Origin of the sequence: Streptomyces sp. NBC_01390 (genome assembly GCF_045040105.1) — a bacterium.
GTDB lineage: Bacteria > Actinomycetota > Actinomycetes > Streptomycetales > Streptomycetaceae > Streptomyces.
This window is the reverse complement of record NZ_CP109551.1, coordinates 11,021,675-11,043,300: the sequence shown is the minus strand read 5'-3', so window position 1 is coordinate 11,043,300 and position 21,626 is coordinate 11,021,675. Positions and strand designations below refer to the sequence as shown.

Annotated in this window: 21 protein-coding genes; 7 read left to right on the top strand and 14 right to left on the bottom strand. The window is 70.7% G+C overall.

Annotated elements, in window-relative coordinates; all coding sequences use genetic code 11:
• Positions 1-71 precede the first annotated feature (71 nt).
• The 8 genes from OG241_RS49245 to OG241_RS49210 form a co-directional block, all read right to left on the bottom strand.
• On the bottom strand, positions 72-578 hold the full coding sequence (locus OG241_RS49245; RefSeq protein ID WP_405825644.1) for a hypothetical protein: 507 nt from the start codon (positions 576-578) through the stop codon (positions 72-74).
• Between the two features lie 39 nt (positions 579-617).
• Positions 618-806: a hypothetical protein gene (locus tag OG241_RS49240; RefSeq protein WP_405825642.1), complete on the bottom strand. Its 189-nt coding sequence runs from the start codon at positions 804-806 to the stop codon at positions 618-620.
• A 5-nt stretch (positions 807-811) separates the two neighbouring features.
• On the bottom strand, positions 812-1,204 hold the full coding sequence (locus OG241_RS49235; protein ID WP_319094399.1) for a hypothetical protein: 393 nt from the start codon (positions 1,202-1,204) through the stop codon (positions 812-814).
• Between the two features lie 10 nt (positions 1,205-1,214).
• A complete protein-coding gene (locus OG241_RS49230; protein WP_405825641.1) occupies positions 1,215-2,351 on the bottom strand; it encodes a hypothetical protein in 1,137 nt (378 codons plus the stop codon).
• 82 nt (positions 2,352-2,433) lie between these two features.
• Positions 2,434-2,649, bottom strand: a complete 216-nt coding sequence (locus OG241_RS49225) for a hypothetical protein (protein ID WP_405825639.1) — start codon at positions 2,647-2,649, stop codon at positions 2,434-2,436.
• A gap of 10 nt (positions 2,650-2,659) precedes the next feature.
• On the bottom strand, positions 2,660-3,487 hold the full coding sequence (locus OG241_RS49220; RefSeq protein WP_405825637.1) for a hypothetical protein: 828 nt from the start codon (positions 3,485-3,487) through the stop codon (positions 2,660-2,662).
• Positions 3,488-3,504: 17 nt separating this feature from the next.
• Positions 3,505-4,710 carry a hypothetical protein gene (locus tag OG241_RS49215; RefSeq protein ID WP_405825635.1) on the bottom strand — a complete coding sequence of 402 codons (1,206 nt, stop codon included), beginning with the start codon at positions 4,708-4,710 and terminating at the stop codon, positions 3,505-3,507.
• Positions 4,711-5,169: 459 nt separating this feature from the next.
• On the bottom strand, positions 5,170-5,976 hold the full coding sequence (locus tag OG241_RS49210) for an IclR family transcriptional regulator (protein WP_405825634.1): 807 nt from the start codon (positions 5,974-5,976) through the stop codon (positions 5,170-5,172).
• 219 nt (positions 5,977-6,195) lie between these two features.
• Between OG241_RS49210 and OG241_RS49205 the strand changes: the two genes are divergently transcribed.
• Positions 6,196-9,177 carry an AfsR/SARP family transcriptional regulator gene (locus OG241_RS49205; protein WP_405825632.1) on the top strand — a complete coding sequence of 994 codons (2,982 nt, stop codon included), beginning with the start codon at positions 6,196-6,198 and terminating at the stop codon, positions 9,175-9,177.
• Between the two features lie 88 nt (positions 9,178-9,265).
• On the top strand, positions 9,266-10,471 hold the full coding sequence (locus OG241_RS49200) for an MFS transporter (RefSeq protein ID WP_405825630.1): 1,206 nt from the start codon (positions 9,266-9,268) through the stop codon (positions 10,469-10,471).
• Positions 10,472-10,555: 84 nt separating this feature from the next.
• On the opposite strand, the gene OG241_RS49195 is transcribed toward OG241_RS49200, so the two are convergent.
• The gene (locus OG241_RS49195) at positions 10,556-11,875 is read right to left on the bottom strand and encodes an ROK family protein (protein WP_405825628.1); all 1,320 of its coding nucleotides are present in this window, start codon (positions 11,873-11,875) and stop codon (positions 10,556-10,558) included.
• 247 nt (positions 11,876-12,122) lie between these two features.
• On the opposite strand from OG241_RS49195, the gene OG241_RS49190 reads away from it, so the two are divergent.
• The 5 genes from OG241_RS49190 to OG241_RS49170 are packed head-to-tail and all read left to right on the top strand — an operon-like array spanning position 12,123 to position 17,385.
• The gene (locus OG241_RS49190) at positions 12,123-13,460 is read left to right on the top strand and encodes an ABC transporter substrate-binding protein (RefSeq protein ID WP_405825626.1); all 1,338 of its coding nucleotides are present in this window, start codon (positions 12,123-12,125) and stop codon (positions 13,458-13,460) included.
• Positions 13,457-14,455, top strand: a complete 999-nt coding sequence (locus OG241_RS49185; RefSeq protein ID WP_405825624.1) for a carbohydrate ABC transporter permease — start codon at positions 13,457-13,459, stop codon at positions 14,453-14,455. The genes OG241_RS49190 and OG241_RS49185 overlap by 4 nt, the downstream gene beginning before the upstream one ends.
• Positions 14,452-15,303: a carbohydrate ABC transporter permease gene (locus OG241_RS49180; RefSeq protein WP_405825622.1), complete on the top strand. Its 852-nt coding sequence runs from the start codon at positions 14,452-14,454 to the stop codon at positions 15,301-15,303. The genes OG241_RS49185 and OG241_RS49180 overlap by 4 nt, the downstream gene beginning before the upstream one ends.
• 40 nt (positions 15,304-15,343) lie before the next feature.
• The gene (locus OG241_RS49175) at positions 15,344-16,369 is read left to right on the top strand and encodes a Gfo/Idh/MocA family protein (RefSeq protein WP_405825620.1); all 1,026 of its coding nucleotides are present in this window, start codon (positions 15,344-15,346) and stop codon (positions 16,367-16,369) included.
• Positions 16,366-17,385, top strand: a complete 1,020-nt coding sequence (locus tag OG241_RS49170) for a Gfo/Idh/MocA family protein (RefSeq protein WP_405825618.1) — start codon at positions 16,366-16,368, stop codon at positions 17,383-17,385. The genes OG241_RS49175 and OG241_RS49170 overlap by 4 nt, the downstream gene beginning before the upstream one ends.
• Before the next feature lie 18 nt (positions 17,386-17,403).
• Here the strand turns inward: OG241_RS49170 and OG241_RS49165 are convergent, their stop codons facing one another.
• From OG241_RS49165 to OG241_RS49145, 5 genes are read right to left on the bottom strand one after another with little or no spacing between them, the layout of a single operon-like run.
• Complete coding sequence (locus OG241_RS49165) at positions 17,404-17,922, bottom strand: hypothetical protein (protein WP_405825617.1); 519 nt, start codon at positions 17,920-17,922, stop codon at positions 17,404-17,406.
• Between the two features lie 22 nt (positions 17,923-17,944).
• The gene (locus OG241_RS49160) at positions 17,945-18,778 is read right to left on the bottom strand and encodes an ABC transporter ATP-binding protein (protein WP_405825615.1); all 834 of its coding nucleotides are present in this window, start codon (positions 18,776-18,778) and stop codon (positions 17,945-17,947) included.
• A gap of 13 nt (positions 18,779-18,791) precedes the next feature.
• Positions 18,792-19,574, bottom strand: coding sequence for an ABC transporter permease (locus OG241_RS49155; protein ID WP_405825613.1), 783 nt, complete (start codon positions 19,572-19,574; stop codon positions 18,792-18,794).
• The gene (locus OG241_RS49150; RefSeq protein ID WP_405825611.1) at positions 19,571-20,410 is read right to left on the bottom strand and encodes an ABC transporter permease; all 840 of its coding nucleotides are present in this window, start codon (positions 20,408-20,410) and stop codon (positions 19,571-19,573) included. Before OG241_RS49150 ends, OG241_RS49155 begins: the two co-directional genes overlap by 4 nt.
• Entirely contained in the window at positions 20,407-21,381 is a 975-nt protein-coding gene (locus tag OG241_RS49145; protein WP_405825609.1) for an ABC transporter substrate-binding protein, read from the bottom strand. The genes OG241_RS49150 and OG241_RS49145 overlap by 4 nt, the downstream gene beginning before the upstream one ends.
• Between the last annotated feature and the right edge of the window lie 245 nt (positions 21,382-21,626).

Sequence of the window (21,626 nt, the reverse complement as noted above, 5' to 3'; positions counted from 1 at the left end):
CGCCTCCTTCTCGTCCTGGTTCTGGTCCTGGTCCTGGTCTGGATCCGCCGGTCCGCCGATCCGTCGAGCGGCTACAACAGGCCCTGCACGGCACGGGCGATCGGGTTGGGTGCCACCGAGCCCGGCAGCAGCGCGGTCCCGGCCGCCACGGCGAGATCCGCCACCTCGCCGATCACCGCGGTCAGGCTGGACCGGGGCACCTCCAGCAGCGAGATCGACACGTCCAGGGCTTCCCGCCTGGCCACGCTCTGCGTGAAATGCAGCTCGGTGATCTGCATGTCCAGACTGATCGTCAGACCGGACACCACCGGGATGCCGTTGGGCAGCAGCGCCACCGAGGTCGCCACCAGCGCCCTGGACGTCAGCGCCAGGGCCTCCAGCGCCTTCTTCAGCCCCCACCGGCTCGGACCGATCAGCAACGCCTCGATGCTGATCTGCTTCTTGGTGGGATGGGTGGCCTGAAGGAACCGGCTGCCCATGATCCGCTCGATCTCGTAGCCCTCGACGACCGTCATCTTCTGTACGTAGAGCAGCGGCACCGGCCCCACCAGCACCGGAACGTTCGTCCCCGCAGCCATGTCTCCCCCTGCCCTTGTCGATCCGGCCCGCGCCCGGCGTCAGAGCCGGCTGGCGAGCTCCCGCCCGATCTGGTCGAACACCCGGCCGACCAGCTGCTCGCTCTCGCTCTCGGGCAGTGCGCCCAACGCCTGTATCTCGACCGGAAAGTGGTAGTTGATCACCGGGCCGGTGCCAGCTGCGTGCGGTGCGACCGCGAGCGGGTCGCCCGCCTCCTCCTCCGCGTCCACGGCGGCTATGCCTCCAGGCCCACGTCCAGCGCCAGACAGCTGAAGCTGGCCTGCGGAACGCCGTCGATCACCACGTTGCTGGGATTGGCCGAGGTGACGACGCAGCGGGCGAACTTCATGGAGTCGAACGCCCAGTCGGTGCCCTTCTTCTCGGCGACCACCACGGAGAACTCCTGACCGTTCGCGGCCAGTTCGGTCAGATCGGCGACCGCGGCCGCCACCGCCGGCACCGCCATCATGAAAGTGAAGGTGAACGGCTGGCGGACGAATCCGACGTTGTCCGCCTCAATGCTGTGCAGCACGGTGTGCGGCACGTTGAACGTCGGGGTGAAGCTCGAGATCGGGGTGATGGTGCTGTCCCCGAGCTTCACCTCGAGCCGTGTGTTCCAGTCCGGCATCGATGCTCCCTCAGTTGAAGTTCATCGCGATGGAAAGCCTGTGCGTGACACCGGCGTAGTGGATCGCGATCATGACCTGCACCATCCGCCCTACCTCGGCCTGGTGGATCTGCTCGGCCTCCGCGGCGGTGAGCGCCGCCGGGTCCTTGTCCAGCAGGGTCAGCAGCGGCACGAAGACCTCGAACCCGTTGAGCACCTCTCGCTGCACTTCCGGTCCGAGGATCGCCTCCAGCCGGGCGATCAGGGCACGCAGCCCCGAACGGCTGATCCGCACGTTCCCGATCGTCTTGATGAGCGACGCGTTGAGGCGGAAGTTGAGGTCGTCGACCGTGCGCATGGCGTCGATGTACTTCGTTCCGCCCGGATTCCCGGTGTAGCCCTCTCCCATGTAGACGCCGCTGCCGGGGATGATCGACGGGCTGGTCAGCCAGTTGACGCCGCGTCCGGCCGGGCCGGATTCGAACGTCTCCGGGCCATTGAGGGTCTCGATCGAGGCCTGGCTGAACGACGGGCTGGTGATGTTGACCGGCTTCAGCAGCAGGGAGATGTGCGGCTGGTGGCCGGCGATCGCGCCGGCCACGGCCGCCGCGGCGTCCTGGGTGCTGCGATGGGCGACGTAGACCATGCGGTCGTGGGCCAGGGTGCCCTGTACCGGGCCGGGGTCGGACGAGTCCTTGGGCAGCATGGCCACGCCCAGCCGCTGCCTGCCCTCGCCGCCGGTCTCCGACACCGAGGCGACATGCTTGGCCAGCGTCACCAACGCGCCTTCCGGGGCGTCGACATGAGCGGTGGTGGCGTTCAGCGGCGTGTTGGCGAGCACCACGAGTTGCACGTCCAGGCTCGCGACCACGTCCAGCGCGGCCTTCCAGTCCGGATTCTGCTCGTCCACCCGGACCGCCGTCACCAGGGACGGGCCCGGCGACTGCTGGAAAGCGAGCGCCACAGCTTCCCCGAGGTCGCCCGGAGCGCGTCGACGCGCCTCGGCCGGGTCGGTGAAGTCGATCGGTGTGTTCACCTTCGCCGGATCGGTCGGCGGTGACTTCGGCGGCAGCGTGACCTTGCCGACCACGGCGATGTTGCCGTAGGCGCGAACGGCTGGTGCGAACAGATCGACTACCGGGTTCATGCGGACGTAGCGGACGGTCATCGGCCCCTCCTCAATCTCTGTCAGGTATCTCTGTCGGAAATCTCTTCCGGGAATCTCTTCCGGGCCTGAAGTGCGCTGACTTTCAGTGGTATTTGCGCAGGAGCCGGGCGCGCAGGCGCAGCAACTCCTGGTGGGAGAGAACGGCGGGTGCGGGAGTTGCCCCACCGGGCGGCTCATCGGATTCCGCGCGGGTCTGCGCGTCAGCGATTCGGGCCGGTTCACTCTCGGCCGGTGTGCCCCGCTTCTCAGGATCCGGAGTGGGTGTGGATCGTTTTCCGGACGGCGTGTCGGTCGGCATGTCGAATTCCTCAGCTCGTGTTCAGGAAGAGCGCGGCCACACCTGCACCTGCGAACAGTCGCCCGACCTCGGCGGAGGTGATCCCGTCTTTTCCGGGGGCCTCCTCGGCGAAAATGACGGCGACCGCGTAAGCGGCGGTGCATTCGGCCACCACCGCCTTCGGTGGCGCCCCGGTGAGCTCTCTGCTTGCTTCCCGGACCGTTCGGGCGGCGCGCAGTCCCTCGGCGAGATCGAAGGGATCCACTGTCAGGGCGGCGAGCGCGACATTCAGGGTGTACGTGTTGGCCGGGTCGTCGGGATCGAAGGGCGCGGCGGCCCGCAGACGTACCGTCGTCCGCACGTACTGGGAGGCGTCGCGGAGTTGTTCCACGGTGCTGATGCCGTGCTCGGCCATGAACGCGTCCAGGTCGATGAACGGGAACTGCCGGCGGAACTCGTCCAGTGTGGAAAAGCTGTCAGCCGCCTCGGAGACGACCGATTCGGCACCGGCCGGATCGATCTCCGCGACCACCGTGACCCGTAACCGGGCCAGGATGTCGATCCACACCGGGTTCCGTGACGTCGTCCCGTCCAGGGCGAGTTCCGTCCGGGCAAAGCTGGGCACCGTCTGTGTCCAGGTGCCGGTCTTCCGGTCCGTCGCGAAGAGCGGGTGCTGCAACTCCAGTTCGCCCACCGTCACGTCCCGGACCCGGTCGATCCGCACCGCCGACAGGTCGTACGTCGCGGCCAGCATCGTACGGATCAGCTGCCGGTCGGGATCCCCGGCGGGCAGCAGCAGCGCGCCGAACGCGGCCGGATCGCCCAGCTCCAGCATCACCCGGTCCCTGAATGACGTCACGTGCGTGATCCCATCGGCTACAGGTGCAGGTTGATGGTTCCGGAGGCGGAGACGGTGCTCCCACGGGAGTTGGTGGCGGTGACCCTGAACGTGTAGCTCCCGGTGGTGGGCAGGGCGTCCCGCAACCGCCAGGCCGACCAGTCACCGCCCGGCGACGTGTCCTGCGCGACCCCCGACGGACCGTTGTCGAATGCGTAGGAGACCTCGGTGATCCCGGACGGCGCGCCGTTCGTCGTCCCGGTGAGGGTGATCGGGTGCGGCAGCGAGGTGACGGTCTGGTTCCCCTCGAAAGGGTTGAGCGCCGCGGTGGGCGGCACGCTGTCACGTCCCATCAGCGAGCGGGTCTGGGTCGAGGAGAGACCGTTCGGATCGGCGCACGTCACGGAGATCGACCGAGCGCCCACCGGCGTGGGCCCGAACGGGACCGTCTTCGTGAACTCCGTACCCGTGTACTGGTCCGTCGTTGCTGGAAGACCGTCGTGCGCGATGCTCACTGTGAAGGGATAGAACTGATCGCTCCCCGAGGTCAGCCGCAGGGCGACCTGCCCACCGGCCGGCCCCAGATCGACCATGTCACCGACGGCCGGAGTCGCCCAGGTGAACGCCGGCGGGCCCTGGGCGACCAGCGTGATGGTTCCGGAGGCGGAGGCCGTACTCCGACGGGAGTTGGTGACCGTGACCATGAACGGGTAGGTCCCGGTGGTGGCCAGCGGAGCCTGCACCCGCCAGGCCGACCAGTCCCGGCCGGACGAGGTGTCCTCCGCGGACCCCGACGGGCCGTTGGCGAACGCGAAGGCGACCCCGGTGACCGCGGACGCCGCCCCGTTCGTCCTCCCGGTGAGGGTGACGGTGTGGGGAAACGACCTGGCCGTCTGCCTGTCGCTGAAGGGGTCGAGTGTCACGGTCGGCGGCACGCTGTCACGCCCCACCAGCGAACGGGTCTGCGTCGACGAAAGCCCGTTCGGATCGGCGCACTTCACGGAGATCGACCGAGCGCCCACCGGCGCCGGACCGAACGTGACCGTCTTCGCGTACGAGGTGCCCGAGAACTGCTCGGTGAGAGCGGGCAGACCGTCGCGCGTGATGCTCACCGTGAACGGCTGGAACTGATCGCTCCCCGCCGTCAACCTCACCTCGGCCTGCCCACCGCCCGGCCCCACATCGAGCGCCGCGCCATCGGTCGGCGCCGTCCACGTGAATGCCGGAGGGAGCGCCTCGGCCACCGAGATGATCCGTGCGGGGGCCTGCAGCCAGGCTCCGCCGGTTGTCTCAGCGTCCGCCGAGAGGCCATGGTTGCCGGCGTTCGGGAAGGTCGCGGTATAGGTGAATCCGCTTGCTCCGGGAGAATTGATTTTCCTGCCCAGAATGTAGAGATCCGACTGGGTGAAGGTGACCAGAGGTTCCTTTTCCCATTTCCTTCGCTCCTGGTCCCAAGTCCAACCGGTGCCGCGGTCGACATTCACCGTGATCTTTACCGGCCTCCCCGCCCACACCGTTCCGGTTGGCCAGAAGATACTCACACTCGCCGGTATATCGGCCGGCTTGGTCGTCGCGTCAACAGACTCCGGCGATTCATCGACGGTCACGGATTCCCCCTTCAGGTAATGGCCGCTCACTCCGGACAACCGTCGCAGAGCCCGTCGACAGTCCGTCGACAGTTCATCGACTGTCGGCGGAACGAGTCATCTGGCGCCCAGCCGAGCGCTGATCGTCCGCCCCGTCTGCTGAACGACATCCACGAGCCGGTCCAGGCTGTGCGCGGGATCGGTCACGACGCTCAAGGAGGCCAGCGACACACCACTCGACCCGTACAACGGCACCGCCACACAGCACGCCCCCGCCGCCACTTCCTCCCGGTCGAAGGCGACACCCCGGTCACGGATGGCCTCGGACTCGCGTCGCCAGGACGCGGGCAGCGGCCCCAGCGGGATACCTGGGTGCGCCCCGGCCACCAGCACCTTGCCTGCCGCCGTGAACCAGGGCCAGACCACGCCGTTCGGCACGAGGTCGAGCGCGTCGCCGGTCTTGCAGGCCGTCCAGTCCAGGACCAGCGTCCGCCCCTCCCGCAGTACGTTGACCCCCACCACCGCGCCCGTGACCCGCGCCAGCCGGTGGGCCGGCCCCCGGGCGGCGGATCGCAGCCCCGGATACGGCTGCCACGCCTGCCCGAGCCGGAACAACCGCGAGCCCATGCGATAGCCCGCGCGGCTCCGCTCGACGGCGCCGAGGTCGACCAGTTGCTCCAGCAGCCGGTACGCGGTCGTCTTGGGCAGCCCGCATTCCGACGCGAGCCTCGTCAGTCCGGCCTGGCCGGCCCGCTCCACCGCGTCCAGTAACCCGAACGCGCCTTCCAGCACGCTCCGCCCGCCACCGTCCGGCGCCGTCGGCGCGTACACCCCCGCGACACGCTCGGACTCGGACTCGGCGGGCCGGTCCAGCCGCCGCACCGACAGAGCCGCCGTTCCTGCCGCTCCCCATGGCTCGTCCACGTTCGTCTCCCCCCCCACACAGCCCTCCACGCGCTCTCCGGCTCATTCGCTCCGCGCGCCACCGTCCCCCGGGTGCGGAGCGCCGCCGTGCGTCGACGCCTCTTCGACCCTCAGACTGGGGTTCGAATGTGGCTCAGAACGTTGTCGATAGGTTGTCGCGCAGCGTGAGATTGTGCGCGACACGTGGAGAAGATCTGCACGGGGGGTGCGGAGAGTGTGATGGATGTGCGACTTCTCGGTGCGGTGGAACTGTCGGTGCGGGGCCGGCCGGCGGAGGTCGGGCCACCCCAGCGCCGGGCCGTGCTGGCGGCGCTGGCGGTGGACACCGGCCGGCCCGTCACGGTCGACGTCCTGATCCAGCGGGTCTGGGGAGCGGATCCGCCCGACGGGGCACGACGCGCACTGCACGCCCATATCGCCCGGCTCCGGCGGCTGTGCGAGCAGACCGTGGACAGGGAGCGGGAGGACGCCCGGTTACGCCTGCTGCGCCGCTCCGGCGGTTATCTCCTGGAGGCTCACCCGGACCGGGTCGACATCCACCGATTTCGACAACTCACCTTGGCAGCAAGGGAGTTGGGGCGCACGGAGGAAACAAGGGCTTCGATGCTGCGCGAGGCCCTCGGCCTGTGGCGCGGCGAACCACTGGCCGGGCTGGACGGGCAGTGGGCGGGGCGGGTGCGGGAGGCGTGGCGGCAGCAGCGGGTGGACGCCGCCGTCGGGTGGGCCCACCTGGAGTCACGCACAGGTGATCCCGTCGCCGTGATCGGACCGCTGACCGAACTGGTCGGCGAGTACCCGTTGGTGGAGCCGCTCACCGGGGCGCTGATGCGGGCCCTGCACGCAGCCGGGCGCGGCGCGGAGGCTCTGGACCGCTATGCCACCGTCCGGCGGCGGCTGGCCGAGGAGCTGGGCGCCGACCCCGGGACGGCGTTGCGGGAGACGCATCAGGCGATCCTGCGGGGAGACGGGCCGGGCCCCTCGTCATGGCCGACACCCCGGCCGCCGGCCGAGGTCGCCCACCTCGCCGCTCCCCCGGCGCCCCGGCCGGCGGCGACCGTGCCGTGTCCGGGCGGGATTCCCGTACAACTGCCCATGGGTGTACGCGGATTCACCGGGCGCAGCAAGGAGCTCGCGCGGCTCGACGAGATCCTCGAATCGGCGTTGGACCAACCGTCGGCGGTGGTGATCTCGGCGGTGTCCGGTACCGCGGGGGTGGGCAAGACCGCGCTGGCCGTGCACTGGGCACGCCGGACCGGGCAGGCCTTTCCCGACGGGCAGTTGTACGTGAATCTGCACGGGTTCGATCCCGGCGGGCCGGCGGTGGGTCCGGCGGAGGCGGTACGGGGGTTCCTGGACGCCTTCGGGGTGCCGCCGGCCCGTGTCCCGGCCGGCCTGGAGGCCCAGGTCGGGCTGTACCGCAGCCTCCTGGCCGGGCGGCGGGTGCTGGTGGTGCTGGACAACGCCCGCGACGCCGAACAGGTCCGTCCGCTGCTGCCCGGGGCACCCGGGTGTCTGGCGCTGGTCACCAGCCGGAAGTCGCTGACCGGGCTGGCCGCGGCCGAGGGCGCCCATCTGCTGACCCTCGGCCTGCTCGGTCCCGTCGAGGCCCGGGAGCTGCTGATCGGCCGGCTGGGAGCGGACCGGGTGACGGCCGAACCCGCCGCCGTGCGGGAGATCGTAGGCCAGTGCGCGGGGCTGCCGCTGGCGCTGGCGATCGTCGCCGCCCGCGCCACCGCCCAGCCCGGTCTTCCGCTCGCGGCGCTCGCCGGGGAGCTGCGCCGGGCCGACGGACGCCTGGACGCCCTCGACGGCGGGGAGGCGGCCAGTCAGGTGCGGGCGGTGTTCTCGTGGAGCTACCAGGCGCTCGGCCCCGACACCGCCCGGCTCTTCCGGCTGCTGGGCCTGCACCCCGGACCCGACGCCGCCCTCCCGGCCGTCGCCGCGCTGGCCGGCGTACCGACACCGCGTGCCCGGGTCCTGCTGGCCGAGCTGGTTCGCGGGCACCTCCTCACCGAACAGGTGCCCGGCCGGTACGCCTTCCACGACCTGCTGCGCGCCTACGCCGCCGAACTCGTCGCCGCGCACGACAGTGCGGACGTCCGGCGCGGGGCCACGCACCGGATGCTAGACCACTATCTGCACACCGCCCACGCCGCCGACGCCCTGCTGACTCCCCGGCCCCACCCGACACCCCTGCCACCCGCCCGGCCGGGTGCCGCGCCCGAGGAGTTGTCGGACCATCCCCAGGCGCAGGCCTGGTTCGCCGCCGAGCACGCGGTCCTCCTGGCCGCCGTGGAACAGGCAACGCTCCAGGGCTTCGACAGCCATACCTGGCGGCTCGCGTCGGCGCTCACCACGTATCTCGACCGGCACGGGTACCGGCGAGCACTGACGGCCGTCCACACCACCGCGCTGGACGCCGCGCTGCGCCGGGGTGACAAGGAGGGGCAGGCCGACGCCCATCGCGGTCTCGGACTCGCCCAGGACCGGCTGGACCGTCCCGACGAAGCCCGCGCCCACTACCTGCGCGCGCTGGACCTCTTCGGCCAGGCCGGCAGCCACGCCGGCCAGGCCCGTATCCACCAGCACCTCTCCCGGATGTCCGAGACACAGGGCCGGCACCACCAGGCCCTCGGCCACGCCCACGACAGCCTCCGGCACCATCGGGCGGCCGGTGACCGGGCCGGGCAGTCGGCCGCGCTCAATCACATCGGGTGGATCCTCGCCCAACTCGGCGACCACCCCCAGGCTCTGGCGCACTGCCGCCAGGCCCTCGCTCTCGCCCGGGAGACCGCGGATCTCAACGGACAGGCCCATATCCAGGACAGCCTCGGCTACATCCACCACCGCCTCGGCCGGTACGAGGAGGCCGTCGCCTGCTACCGGCAGTCCCTCGACCTGTTCCACCGGACCGGCGACCGCCACGGTGAGGCCGCCGGGCTCGTCTGTCTCGGCGACATCCACCACGTCACCGCCCACACCCACGCCGCCACCGGCGCCTGGACCCAGGCCCTGGCGGTCATCACCGATCTCGGTCTCCCGGACACGGACCCCTTGCGTATCGGCCTCCTGGAACGTCTCGGTCCCGCTTCCGCACCCGCCGCCGCGTCCTCGCCGTGGATCGGCCGGGGCCCGACACCGGTCGCACCGGGCAGCGGAAGCGGGCCGAGCCCGGAGAGCCGTACTCCGGTCCGCCCCTAGAACTCCGTTGGAACTCCGTCCAAGCCCCGTCGATCTTTGTCCATGGACGGTTCCACCCGCCGGGAGTAAGGGTGGAGGGATGCGACGGATGCCGAGTGGACTGATCGCGCTGGCCCTGGGCGGTTTCGGTATCGGGCTGACCGAGTTCCTGATCGCCGGGCTGCTGCCGCAGGTGGCGTCGAGTTTCGACGTGTCGGAGGCTGTCGCCGGCCGGCTGATCTCCGGGTACGCGCTCAGTGTCGCGGTCGGCGCGATCGCGCTGACCGCTGCGACGGCCCGGCTGCCCCGCAAACAGGTGCTGGTCGGCCTTCTGACGTTGTTCGTCATCGGCAATCTGCTCTCCGCGGTGGCGCTCACCTATGAGGTGATGATGTTCGGCCGGATCGTCGCCGCGTTGTGCCACGGTTCGTTCTTCGGTATCGGCTCGCTGGTCGCACGCGGTCTGGTCGCGCCGGAGAGGAAGTCCCGGGCGGTGGCGGTCATGTTCGCCGGGCTGACGGTGGCGAACGTGCTGGGCGTGCCGTTCGGCGCACTCGTCGGTGAACGCTGGGGCTGGCGGGCGGCCTTCTGGGCGGTCACCGCGATCGGCCTGCTCGCGCTGGCCGGCATCGTCACCCTCGTACCGGGCCCGGCCGGTGAGCCCCGGCCGTCGGAGGTGACGGACCGTTCGGAGCAGGTGCCGCCCAGCGGTCTGCGGGCCCAGTTCCGTACGTTCCGCTCCTGGCAGGTCTGGCTCACGCTGACGGCCACCGCGCTCGGCTACGGCGGCATGTTCGGCGCGTTCACCTATATCGCCTACACGTTCACCGAGGTCGGCGGCTTCTCGTCGTCGGACGTCGCCTGGCTGCTGATGGTGTACGGCGTCGGCCTGGTCGTCGGGAACCTGGTGGGTGGCCGGGCCGCCGACCTGGACCGCGACCGTACGCTGGTCCTTTCCCTGCTCGGACTCACCGTCACCCTGGCCCTGTTCGGACTGCTGGCCACCAGCTCCGCCGCGTCGGTTGTACTGGTGTTCCTGATGGGAGTCACCGGGTTCGCCAGTGTCCCCGGCCTGATCACTCGCGTCACCGACCACGCCCATGGAGCCGCGCTGGCCGCCGGTGCCAATGTGTCGGCGTCCAACGTCGGCAACGCCCTGGGCGCCTGGCTCGGCGGCCTGGCCATCACCGCGGGCCTCGGCTACACGGCGCCGCTCTACGTCGGCGCCGGCCTCGTCCTGATCGCCGTCGTCGTCATGGCCGTTGCCGCACATCAGGCACGGTCGCCCGCACGGCGGTTGGAGCACCGCGTGTGAGGGGATGCCGGTCAGCCGTCGAGCACCGGGCCCGCACGCGACGCGGCGGCAGGCAGGCTTCCGGTGGCCCGTGGGGTCGCAGTCCTACGAGAGCTCTGATCCTGTCTCCACGCCCGGGAGTCGGCCCGCGCCGCCCTGGGACGGAAGGCTGGTGGGCCGGGTGCGGAGCACCTCTTCGACGGAGGAGAGGGCGAACCGTACCGCGCCGGTGATCACGGCCTCGTCGCCCAGGGCGGACAGCCGCCACTGGGGCAGGTCGACGAGGAGACTGCCGGCTTCCTCCTCGGCGGCCTTCAGGAGGAGTTCCGCCGCCGGCAGCAGGCCGGGCACCGGAAAGAGGCTGGTACCGAGCACGACCAGCGCCGGATCGAGGGCCAGCAGCACGGGGGCGATGCCGGCGGCCAGCCTCCGCCCGTACGAGGTGACGCCGGCGACCGCTTCCGGGTCCCCGGCGGCGGCGCCCCGGACGATGTCGGCGCCCGCGCGGTCCGGGGCGGCGCCGGCCGGTACCAGGGGTTCGAGGCCGGGTTGCGAGGAGGTGCTGCCGGGGAAGCGGATGAAGCCGATCTCCCCGGCCGCGCCGCGGTGTCCGCGCAGCAGGCGCCCGCCGGTGATGACTCCGGCGCCGAGGCGTTCACCGAGCAGGACGAAGACCATTTCGTCGGCGGCGCCGCCGACTCCGCGCCACTGTTCCCCGAGTGCGGCGAGGTTGGCGTCGTTCTCGACGGCCACCGGGCAGCCGAGGGTGTCGCCGAGAACGGTGACGATGTCCGCCTCGGCCCAGCCCTTGAGGTTGTCGGCCTGACGGATTCGGGTGTTGCCCCGGTTCACCAGGCCGGGGGTGCCCACGGTCGCGGCCCACACCCGCCGGGCGTCGGCTCCCGAGCCCTCAATGGCGCGCTGTACCACCGCGGTCACCGCGCGGGCGCGGGCTTGGCCGCCCAGGTCCGCGCGGACCGCCCGGCGTTCGACGGCCACCGTCCGGCCGTCGAGGTCGGCCAGACAGGCGCTCACCGACCGGGCCCGTACGTCCACGCCGACGACGAAACCCGCGTGCGGGCGGAAGCGGAACCGGCGGGCCGGGCGCCCGGGCGACCGCTGGCCCCGGGCGGAGACGGCGGGGGCGACCTCGATGAGGCCGCAGTCGGTCAGTTCCTCGACAATCGCCTCAACTGTGGGGCGGGAAAGCTTCGTTGCCTCGGCCAGCGCGGCGAGCCGGGGGTGCGGGTCCGTCGAGCGGACGGCGGCGAGAACCGCTGCCGCGTTCGTGGCCCGCAGGTCCGCGACGCCCACCACCGCGGGCAGTTCACGCCCCGGGGAGAGTGGCTGCGGCAGTCCTCCGAGCGGCCACCACACCTGCGGGGCGGGGGCCGTGGACGGGGAACGGTCCCTGGACGTGGCCAATGATCAACCTCCTGTGAAGCGGCACAACGGGACCGGCGCGGACCGCCCCGACGATAACAATCCAGCCATGACTCCTTGACGCATGCCGGAGCCACTCCGATTATAAAACGCAACTGCGTTATCGAACCAGGGCGCCTCCTCCCCTCGCGCCCTCTCGGCTCTCCTCTTGCTCCCTTCTCCCCTCGCGCCCGCTTCCCCGGCTCCCCACAGTCCCGTCATGTCTGTCCTGTCATGCCCAGGAGACCTCATGAGCCCCAGCCCGTCGTCCCTGTCCAGACGTACGTTCCTCACGGCCACCGGCGCGCTCGGCGCCGCGGCACTCACCGCCTGCAGCGATCTGACCCCGGGCGCCTCGTCGTCCGACAAGAGCAGCACCGGTCCCGTCTCGACGGCCGTACCGGCCGACAAGATCACACTGGTGGTCGCCGACGCCGACGACACCACCATGACCCCGGGCCTGATCGCGGCCTTCCGCGAGAAGCACCCCAACATCAGCGTCAAGCGCCAGTACACCGGCTGGGACGACTACCTCAAGAGCATCAACACGACCATGTCCGCCGACAGCGCTCCCGACATCGCCCAGTTCACCTCGGGCATGCAGAACCTCGTCCCCGGACGACTGCTCCTCAAGGTCGGCGAGTACGGCAAGGCGTACGGCTGGGCGGGGAAGTTCCCCGGCCTGGACCAGATCACCCTCACCACGGACGGCAAGACCGTCGGGACCGGTGACCTCTACGGGGTGGGCGCGGGCCTGTCGTTCGAAGGCGTCTACTACAACAGGACCAAGGCCAAGAAACTGGGCCTGACCGTCCCCCCGGCCACGCTGGAGGAGTTGGAGGCCCTGTTCGCCAAGGCCAGGGCGGCCGGTGAGACCGCGCTCGTCGCCGGCAATCTCGACGGCGGTCTCAACCACCCCTTCAACGTGCTGCTGTCGGCCTACCTGGCACCGAAGGACCGCGAGGCCTGGGCCTACGGTCACAAGGGCGCAACCATCGTGCTGCCGGAGGCGAAGACGGCGGCCGAGACGCTGCTGCGGTGGGTCGACAAGGGGTACGTCACGGCGAAGGTCAACGGCGTCAGCGACAACGACGCCACCGCCTCGTTCGCCAAGGGCGAGGGTGTCTTCAGGATCAGCGGCAACTGGGCGGCGGCCGCGGTGGCCAAGGGACTGGGCGAGCGGGCCGGGTACTTCAACATGCCGCCCGTCACCGCCGGCGGGAAGGTACGCACCACCGGCGCCGGGGTCTACTACTGCGTGTCCAGCAAGTCCCGCAACGCGGCCGCGGCCGCCGCGTTCCTCGACTTCGCCGCCAGTGCGCAGGCCGCCGCCGTCACCGCCAAGGCGGGCTTCATGGCTCCCGACGCGGGCGCCATGCCGAGCCAGAGCGGGCTCCTCGCCGATGTCCAGCAAGGCTGGCAGACGGTCGTCAAGGACGCCGGTCTGCAGCCGTTCATCCAGAACTCCTCCAGCCCGACGATGGGCGACACGCTCACCACCCAGCTGCAGCTCCTCGTCGGCGGGAAGGCCACCCCGGAGAAGTTCCTGGCCGGGCTCCAGACGGACTACGAGAACTACCACAAATGACCACTGCCGACCCTCGACCGGCCGACCCCCGACCGGCCGGTCCCGCCCTCGCCTCCCTCACCCCGCCTCCGACGGAGCGCGGCGCGGAGCACGCCCCGCGCCGAGGCCTTCGTACGGCCCGCTCCGACCGCCGCCGACGACGGGCCGTGGCGTTGCTGTACCTGCTTCCGGCCCTGCTGCCCTACACGCTCTTCGCCGTGCTGCCGACCCTGCACACCGCCTACCTCTCACTGTTCGACTGGGACGGCGTGACCCTCCCGTCCTTCGTCGGCCTCGACAACTACCGCCGTATCGCCGCCGACCCCCAACTGCGCGCCGCCGCCTGGCATGCCGGCGCACTGATCCTGTTCTTCTCCGTGCTGCCGATCTGCGTGGGCCTGGTCGCGGCGGCGATCGTGTCCCGGCGGGCAGGGCGCCGGGGTACCGGTCTGGTCCGCACGGTGCTGTTCCTGCCCCAGGTCATCCCGCTGGTCGCGGTCGGCATCCTGTGGCGCTGGGTGTACGCCGAGGACGGCATCCTCAACCAGGGACTGCGGGCGCTCGGTCTGGGCTCTCTCGCCGACGCCTGGCTGGGCAGCTTCACCTGGGCGCTGCCGGCCGTCGGACTGATCGGAACCTGGGTCGTCTCGGGCCTGTGCATGGTGCTGTTCCTGTCCGGGACCCAGCGCATCGACCAGGAGATCTACGAGGCGGCGCGGATGGACGGAGCGGGCCCGGTACGCGAGTTCGTGTCGATCACCGTCCCTCTGCTGCGACCGGAGTTCGCGGTCGCGCTGTCCATCACCGTGATCGCGGCCCTGTCCAGCTTCGACCTCATCTACATCACCACCGGAGGAGGCCCGGGCAACAGCACCGTCGTCCCCGGGATCCTCATCTACCGGCTGGCCTTCGGGGGTGGCGCCGTCGGGGTGGCCAGCGCGCTGGCGATCGTCCTGACGGCCGTCATCTCCGTCGCTGTCCTGGTGATCAACCGGCTGTCCAGGGAGGCACCGTGACCACAGTGATCTCAGCGACCTCGCCGGCGAGAGCGGTCGCGGGACGCTTCACCGCGCCCGTCGTCCTCGCGGTGTTCATGGCCGCCGTACTCGTGCCGTTCGCCTCCCTGCTGCTCGCGGCACTGCAGCCGGCGGGCGCGCCGCTGACCGGCTTCGCCCTGCCGGACGGGCTGCATCTGGAGAACTTCTCCCGCGCGTGGTCCGCGGCGGGGTTCGGCACGCTGCTGCGGTCGAGTGTGGTGATCGCGGTGTGCGTGGTGCCGGCCGCGGTGGTGTGCGCGACGCTGGCCGGGTACGCGCTGGCGACCCTGGACGTTCCCGGCCGGGGACGGTTCTACGCGTATCTGCTGCTCGGCCTGTCCATCCCCACCGAGGGCACCGTCATCCCCCTCTACTACGACCTGCGGGCCGTGGGGCTGACGAACACGGTGCCGGGGCTGGCCCTCGCGGAGATCGGCGCGTTCATGCCGTTCGGGGTGTTCTGGATGCGCGCCCACTTCGCGACCATGCCCCGCAGCCTCATCGAGGCGGCACGGCTGGACGGTGCCTCGTCGTGGGCGACGCTGTGGCGGATCCTGCTGCCCAGCTCCCGCCCCGCGGTGACCACCCTGGGCGTCCTGTACTTCGTCTGGAGCTGGAACCAGTTCCTGCTCCCGCTCATCCTGATCCAGGACCCGGCACGCCGTACGGCACCCGCCGGACTGGGCTTCTTCACCGGGCAGTTCGGCGTCGACGTGCCGCTGCTCGCCGCCGCCACCCTGATCGTGATCGCCCCGGTGGTGCTCGTCTACCTGTTCTTCCAGCGGCACTTCATCAGTGGCGTGCTCAGCGGCGCCCTCAAAGGCTGACCGCACCCGTGAACGAACGCACAGGAGGTCGGAGATTTCCATGGCAGAACTCGAAGTCGCGCTGATCGGCGCGGGCGGCATCGCCCGCACTCATCTGCCCGCGTGGACGGCCCTCGGCGCGCGGGTACGCATCTACGCGCCCGACGGCCAGGCCCCCGCCCTGGCCCGCGAGTTCGGCGCGACATCGGTGGGCACCCTGCGTGAGGCGATCACCGGCGCCGGTGTGGTGGACGTGTGCACGCCGACCGACAGCCACCGGGAGATCACACTGGCCGCCGTCGCGGCCGGGGCCCATGTCCTGTGCGAGAAGCCGCTCGCGCTCGGCGCCGCCGAAGCCGAGGAAATGGCTGACGCGGCGGAGGCGGCCGGGGTGCGGCTGTACCCGGGCCATGTCGTGCGCTTCTTCCCCGCCTACGCCCGGCTGCGCGACCTGGTCGCCGGGGGCGGCCTGGGCCGGGTGGCGGTCGCCCGGTTCACCCGGACCGGCCGCTATCCCACCTGGAGCGGCTGGTTCGCCGATCCGGCCCGCTCCGGCGGGATTCTGACGGACCAGATGATCCACGACATGGACATCGCCCGCTGGCTCTTCGGCGACGTCGTCCGGGTCCACGCGTCGCAGCAGGGCCATCTCACCGCGCCGGCCCCGGAAGGCGCGGTCGCCACCGGTACTGCCGTGCTCACCCACGCGGGCGGCACCATCACGCAGGTCGTGGGGGTGTGGGGGCCGCCGGCGACACCGTTCCGCACGACGTTCCATGTGGCGGGCACCGGCGGCACCGTCCAGCACGACTCCCAGGCCCACCTCGACCTGCGGATCACCGGCGGCACGTCCGGCGGTCCGGCGCAGGGCATACCGGCCGGGGACTTCGGGGAGTCGCCCTACCTCACCCAGATCCGTGAGTTCACCGAGGCGTTCGCGGGCGGTCCGGAACCCCGGGTGAGCGGCCGCGACGGTGTGGCGGCCGTCCGTATCGCCGAAGCGGCGGCCGAGTCGGCCCGTACCGGGCGGGCAGTGGAACTCGCCCCGCTCCCCACCACCGTCTCCACGGAGGGAATCGACCAGTGAGAGTCGCCGTACTGTCCTTCGCCCATCTGCACGCCGCCGCCTACATCGGGCTGCTGCGCGACCGCGAGGGCATCGAACTGATCACCGCGGACCCCGAGGCCCCACCCGGCGACCCCACCCGCGGCCGGCGCCTCGCCGAACGGCTGAACGCGGACTACGTCGACACCTGGGACGAGGTGTTCGCCCGACGCCCCGACGCCGTCGTGGTCACCAGCGAGAACGCCCGCCACCGGCACCTGGTCGAACGGGCCGCCGCGACCGGGGCACATGTGCTGTGCGAGAAGCCCCTCGCGACCACGGAGGCCGACGCGCAGGCCATGATCGACGCCTGCGCGAAGGCCGGGGTACGGCTGATGACGGCCTATCCCGTACGGTTCAGCCCCGCGTTCACCGCCCTGCGCCGCGCCCTTGCCGACGGCTTCCTCGGCGGGCTGATCAGCGTCCACGGCGCCAACAACGGCTCGAACCCGGCCCTTTCGCACCCCTGGTTCGCCGAACCCGAGCTGTCGGGCGGCGGAGCGCTGGCCGACCACACCGTCCATGTCGCCGACCTCGTCGACGCGCTGCTGGACGGCGAACAGGCGGCGGAGGTCTACGCCCAGGCGAACCGCGTCCTGGACGACGGCGGCCCCGAGCCGGCCGTCGAGACCGCGGGCCTGGTCACCATCCGGTACCCCAGCGGGCTGGTCACCGCGGTGGACGCCAGCTGGAGTCATCCGCCGAACCATCCGACCTGGGGCGGGCTCGCCATGACCTGCGTCGCCGAGAAGGCGATCGTGGAGTTCGACGCCTTCCCCCCGCTGCTCGGCGGCTTCGACTCCACCACCGGCCGCGGCCGTTGGGAGGCGGGCGGGGCGGATCTGGACGCCGCGATGCTCGACGAGTTCCTCGACGCCGTACGCACGGGACGGCGACCGTCCCCCGACGGCGAGGCGGGCCTGCGCACCCTGCGGATCGTGCTGGCCGCCTACGAGTCGCTGCGCACGGGACAACCGGTCGCCCTGCCGACGGGGTGAAGCCAGGCCTTCACACTGTCAGGGGTTGGCCACGCCGAGCAGGATGTCCCGCATGGACCCCATCCCGTACTTGTCCTCGCGGCTGGACAGTTCCGCCACCTCGCGCAGGATCGGTCCGAGGTCGACCCCCGCCGTCCGCGCGTCCGCGCACAGATCGCGCAGCGCGAGAAGTTCGTCGCGCGTGTCGGAGCCCTGGTCGACGGCGGACATGTGCAGCAGGCTCTGCCGGAAGCCTTCGGGGGTGGGTTCGAAGGGCAGATGGGTGGCCCAACGGAAGGAGGGGTGCCGGGAGAGGAGCGCGCGGACGGACACGCGAAGCGCCTCGTCGCCCTGTGCGTAGAGGGCGATGAGGGCCCGCAACGCCGACTCGGCCTCCGCCCGCACACCCGCTTCGTCCAGTGGCGCCGGCCCCTGCCGCATCCTTGTCACCCAGTCGGGATCGTTGACGTCCACCGGCCGGTTCGCGATGGGCCGGACAGCCGCGTCGACCAGAGCGACGCGTTGCGCCAGCTCCTCGATCCCGGTCGGCTGCTCCATGTCCCGCTCCCCCAGGGGCTGTTCAGTGCTCGGTCTTCTGCAACGCCGGCCCGGGTGCCTGGTCCACGACCTGGTCGTCCGTGTCGCCGCTGTGGTGTTTTGCCCGCTGGATCTGTTCGTAGACATGGGCGCGCAGTTCGGCGAAGCGGGGGCTGGAGCGGGTGTGCAACTGGTCGCGTTCGTCGGGGAGATCGATGGTGACGTCCTCCTGCACGACGGTCGGCGACTTGGACAGGATGACGGTGCGCTGACCGAGGTAGACGGCCTCGTCGATGTCGTGGGTGACGAACAGGACGGTGACGCCGAGGTCCCGCCACAACTGCCGGATAAGGTCCTCCAGTTCGGCCCGGGTCTGGGCGTCGACGGCCGCGAAGGGCTCGTCCATGAGCAGGACCTTCGGTTCGAAGGCGATGGCCCGGGCGATGGCGACGCGCTGCTGCATACCGCCCGACAGCTGCCACGGGTAGGCCTGGTGGGCGTCGGCCAGGCCGACCACCTCCAGCGCGTGGTCCACCAGTTCCGCCGTCCGCGCCTTGCCGAGCTTCTTGCGGCGCAGAGGCAGAGCGACGTTGTCGCGGACGTTCATCCAGGCGAACAGCGAGCGGCCGTACTCCTGGAAGACGACCGCCATTCCGGGCGGGGGCCCCACGACCGGGCGTCCGTCCAGGAGTACTTCGCCGTCGGTGGGTTCGAGCAGTCCCGCCATGCACTTCAGCAGCGTGGTCTTGCCGCATCCGGAGGGGCCGACCAGGCAGACGAGTTCACCGGCATCGATGTGGAACGTCAGGTTCCGAACGGCTTCGACGTTGCGGTTCCGTCCGGTGTAGATCTTCCGCAGGTTGCGTACGTCGAGCATCGACGGCTCCGTTTCAGGGGTTGCGCTGGGCGCGGCGCAGGCCGTGGTACCAGGCCAGGACCCGGTTCTCGGCGATCCGGAAGAGCAGGGACAGCAGGAAGCCGAGGATGCCGAGCAGCAGGACGCCGCTCCACATCTCGGGGATGGCGAACGAGCGTTGGAACTGCACGATCGTGAAGCCGAGGCCGTTGCTGGCGGCGAACATCTCGCTGATGACCATGAGGATGATCCCGATCGACAGCGCCTGGCGCATGCCCGTCACGATCTGCGGGCTCGCCGCGCGGAGCACCAGATGCCGCAGACGGGCGGCACCGGTGATGCCGTAGGACCGGCAGGTGTCGCTGAGCACCTCGTCCACGGCGCGGACGCCCTCGACGGTGTTGAGCAGGATCGGCCACACGCATCCACTGACGATGACGATCACCTTCATGGTGTCGCCGATACCCGCGAACAGCATGATCACCGGCACGAGTACGGGCGGCGGGATGGCCCGGAAGAGTTCGAGGACCGGTTCCAGGACGTCTCGTACGGCTCGTCGCATACCGACCAGCAGGCCGAGTCCCACTCCGGCGGCCACGGCGATGAGGTAACCGGCCGTGAGGCGCAGCAGACTCGGGACGACGTCGGACAGCAGCCGCTCCCCCGTCCAGACCTTGCCGAAGGCTTCCAGGATGCTGGACAGCGGCGGCACGTAGAAGTCGGTGCTGTCGGCGGTGGCGTACCACCACACGGCGAAGAGGACGGCGGGCAGGCCCAGCAGAAGCAGGGCGCGCCGCAGGACGCTGAGGACGGTCATCCGGCCACCTCCGTGCGTACGGACTGGTGCCAGTGCAGTGCCCGTCGCTCGACCGCCCGCGCCACCAGGTTGACGGCGACGCCGAGCAGTCCGGTCACCAGGACGAGAGCGTAGACCTGTGGCACTGCTCCGGACGTCTGTGCGACGGCGATCTCCTGGCCGAGACCGGGTGCGCCGATGACGAGTTCGGCGGTGACGGCGAGGATGAGCGCCACGGTGGCGGCCAGCCGTACACCTGTCATCACGTACGGCAGGGCGGTTGGCCACATGACGTGGCGCAGCCGTCCCCAGGTGCCGAGCTGATAGCTGCGGGCGGTGTCGTCGGCGACCGGGTCGACGTCCTGGATGCCGGCCAGTACCTGGACGATCACCTGCCAGAAGGCCGCGTACACGACGAGCAGCAGCTTGGACCTGAGGTCGGCGCCGTAGAGCAGGACGGCGACGGGGATCAGGGCGACGGACGGGATGGGGCGCAGGAACTCGATGGTGGAGGCGGTGACCGCGCGCAGGGCGGGTACGGAGCCGATGACGAGCCCGGCCGCCACGCCCGCCACGACGGAGATGGCCAGGCCCAGACCCCAGCCGGTGAGGGTGTCACCGAGCGCGGTCCAGAACGTCTGTTCGGCGAGCAGCGCCCACAGTGCCCGGACGGTCACCGAGGCCGGTGGCAGATAGTCGGCGGACACCAGGCCGGTGTGCGGCAGCACCTCGATCACCGCGACGAGCCCGGCCAGTCCGGCGAGCCCGCGCAGCGGAGCGACGGCCCGCTGCGGCAGCCGCCGGGCGGAGATCCCGGCGGGGCCCGTCGCATCGGCGGTGGCGGCGACGCGGGTCATGAGAAGAGGGCGTTCAGGTCGGGCTTCTTGCCGTCGAACAGGCCGTCCGTCTCACCCAGGGAGGCCAGCTTCTGCAGGGACGCCATGTCGATCTCCGCAGGCCAGGCGGGCAGCGTGAGCTTGTTCAGGACATCGCCGCCGATCTTCGTGTACGTGGTGAGGATCTGGCGTGCCTCGTCTGGGTGGTCGGTGGCGTACTGGAGCGACTCGCTCATGGCGGCGGCGAACTTCTTGACCAGGTCGGGCTTCTGCTTCGCGAGCTGAGTGGAGGTGAAGTAGGTCGCCACGGTGAGCTTGGGGTCCGTCTCGGCGAACGGCGAGGCCACCACGCGGGCCCCCTGTGCCTTGGCGATCGTCATCGCGGGGTCACCCATCCAGGCAGCGTCCACCCGCCCGCCGTCCAGTGCGGCCGGCATCTGATCGAACGGCATTTCGACGAACTTGACCTTCGACGGGTCGCCACCGGCCAGCCGCACCGACTCACGCACCGTGGTGGACCCGATGTTCTGCAGGGTGTTGACGGCGACCGTTCGCCCGGCGAGGTCCTTGGCCGACTTGACGGGGCTGTCCTTCTTGACGGCCACCCCGGTGACGTCCGCCCCGACCTTGCCGTTGGAGGCCGCGCCGTTGACCACGGACTTGATCGGTACGCCCTTGACCTGGGCGATCATCAGCGACGTGGTGTTGCTGAACCCGAACTGGAACTGGTCGCTCACCACACCCGGGATGATCGCCGCGCCGCCCTGGGCGGGCACCATCTCCAGGTCGATGCCCCTGCTGCTGAAGAACCCCTTCTTCTGGCCCAGGTAGAGCGGGGCGACATCGATGATGGGGATGATGCCGACCTTGACCTTCGTGGTGCCGCCGCCCGAGGCCGACGAACCACCGCCTGCCGGGTCCGACGACCCGCATCCGGCCGCGCCGACGACCGTGATCACTACTGCCGCAAGCCCGAGAACACGCCTCTTCATGGGCCTCTCCTGACGGAATCAACGGTGAACGGGGAGGGGACGCCCCGACGTGACGGAAGGGGTCGCGCGGACCTGCGACCCAAATGTTGTGCACTTTCTTGACGGCCGCAATGTACACACCTATGTTCGCGCTGTCAGTACTCAGGACAAGAGAGGCCCCGACAACTTCGACGAGCGCGGCTTTGCCAACGAGGCTCAGCCAAAAGGGAGTTCCGTCTGTGCAGCCCCGCATGACATTCCGCGGC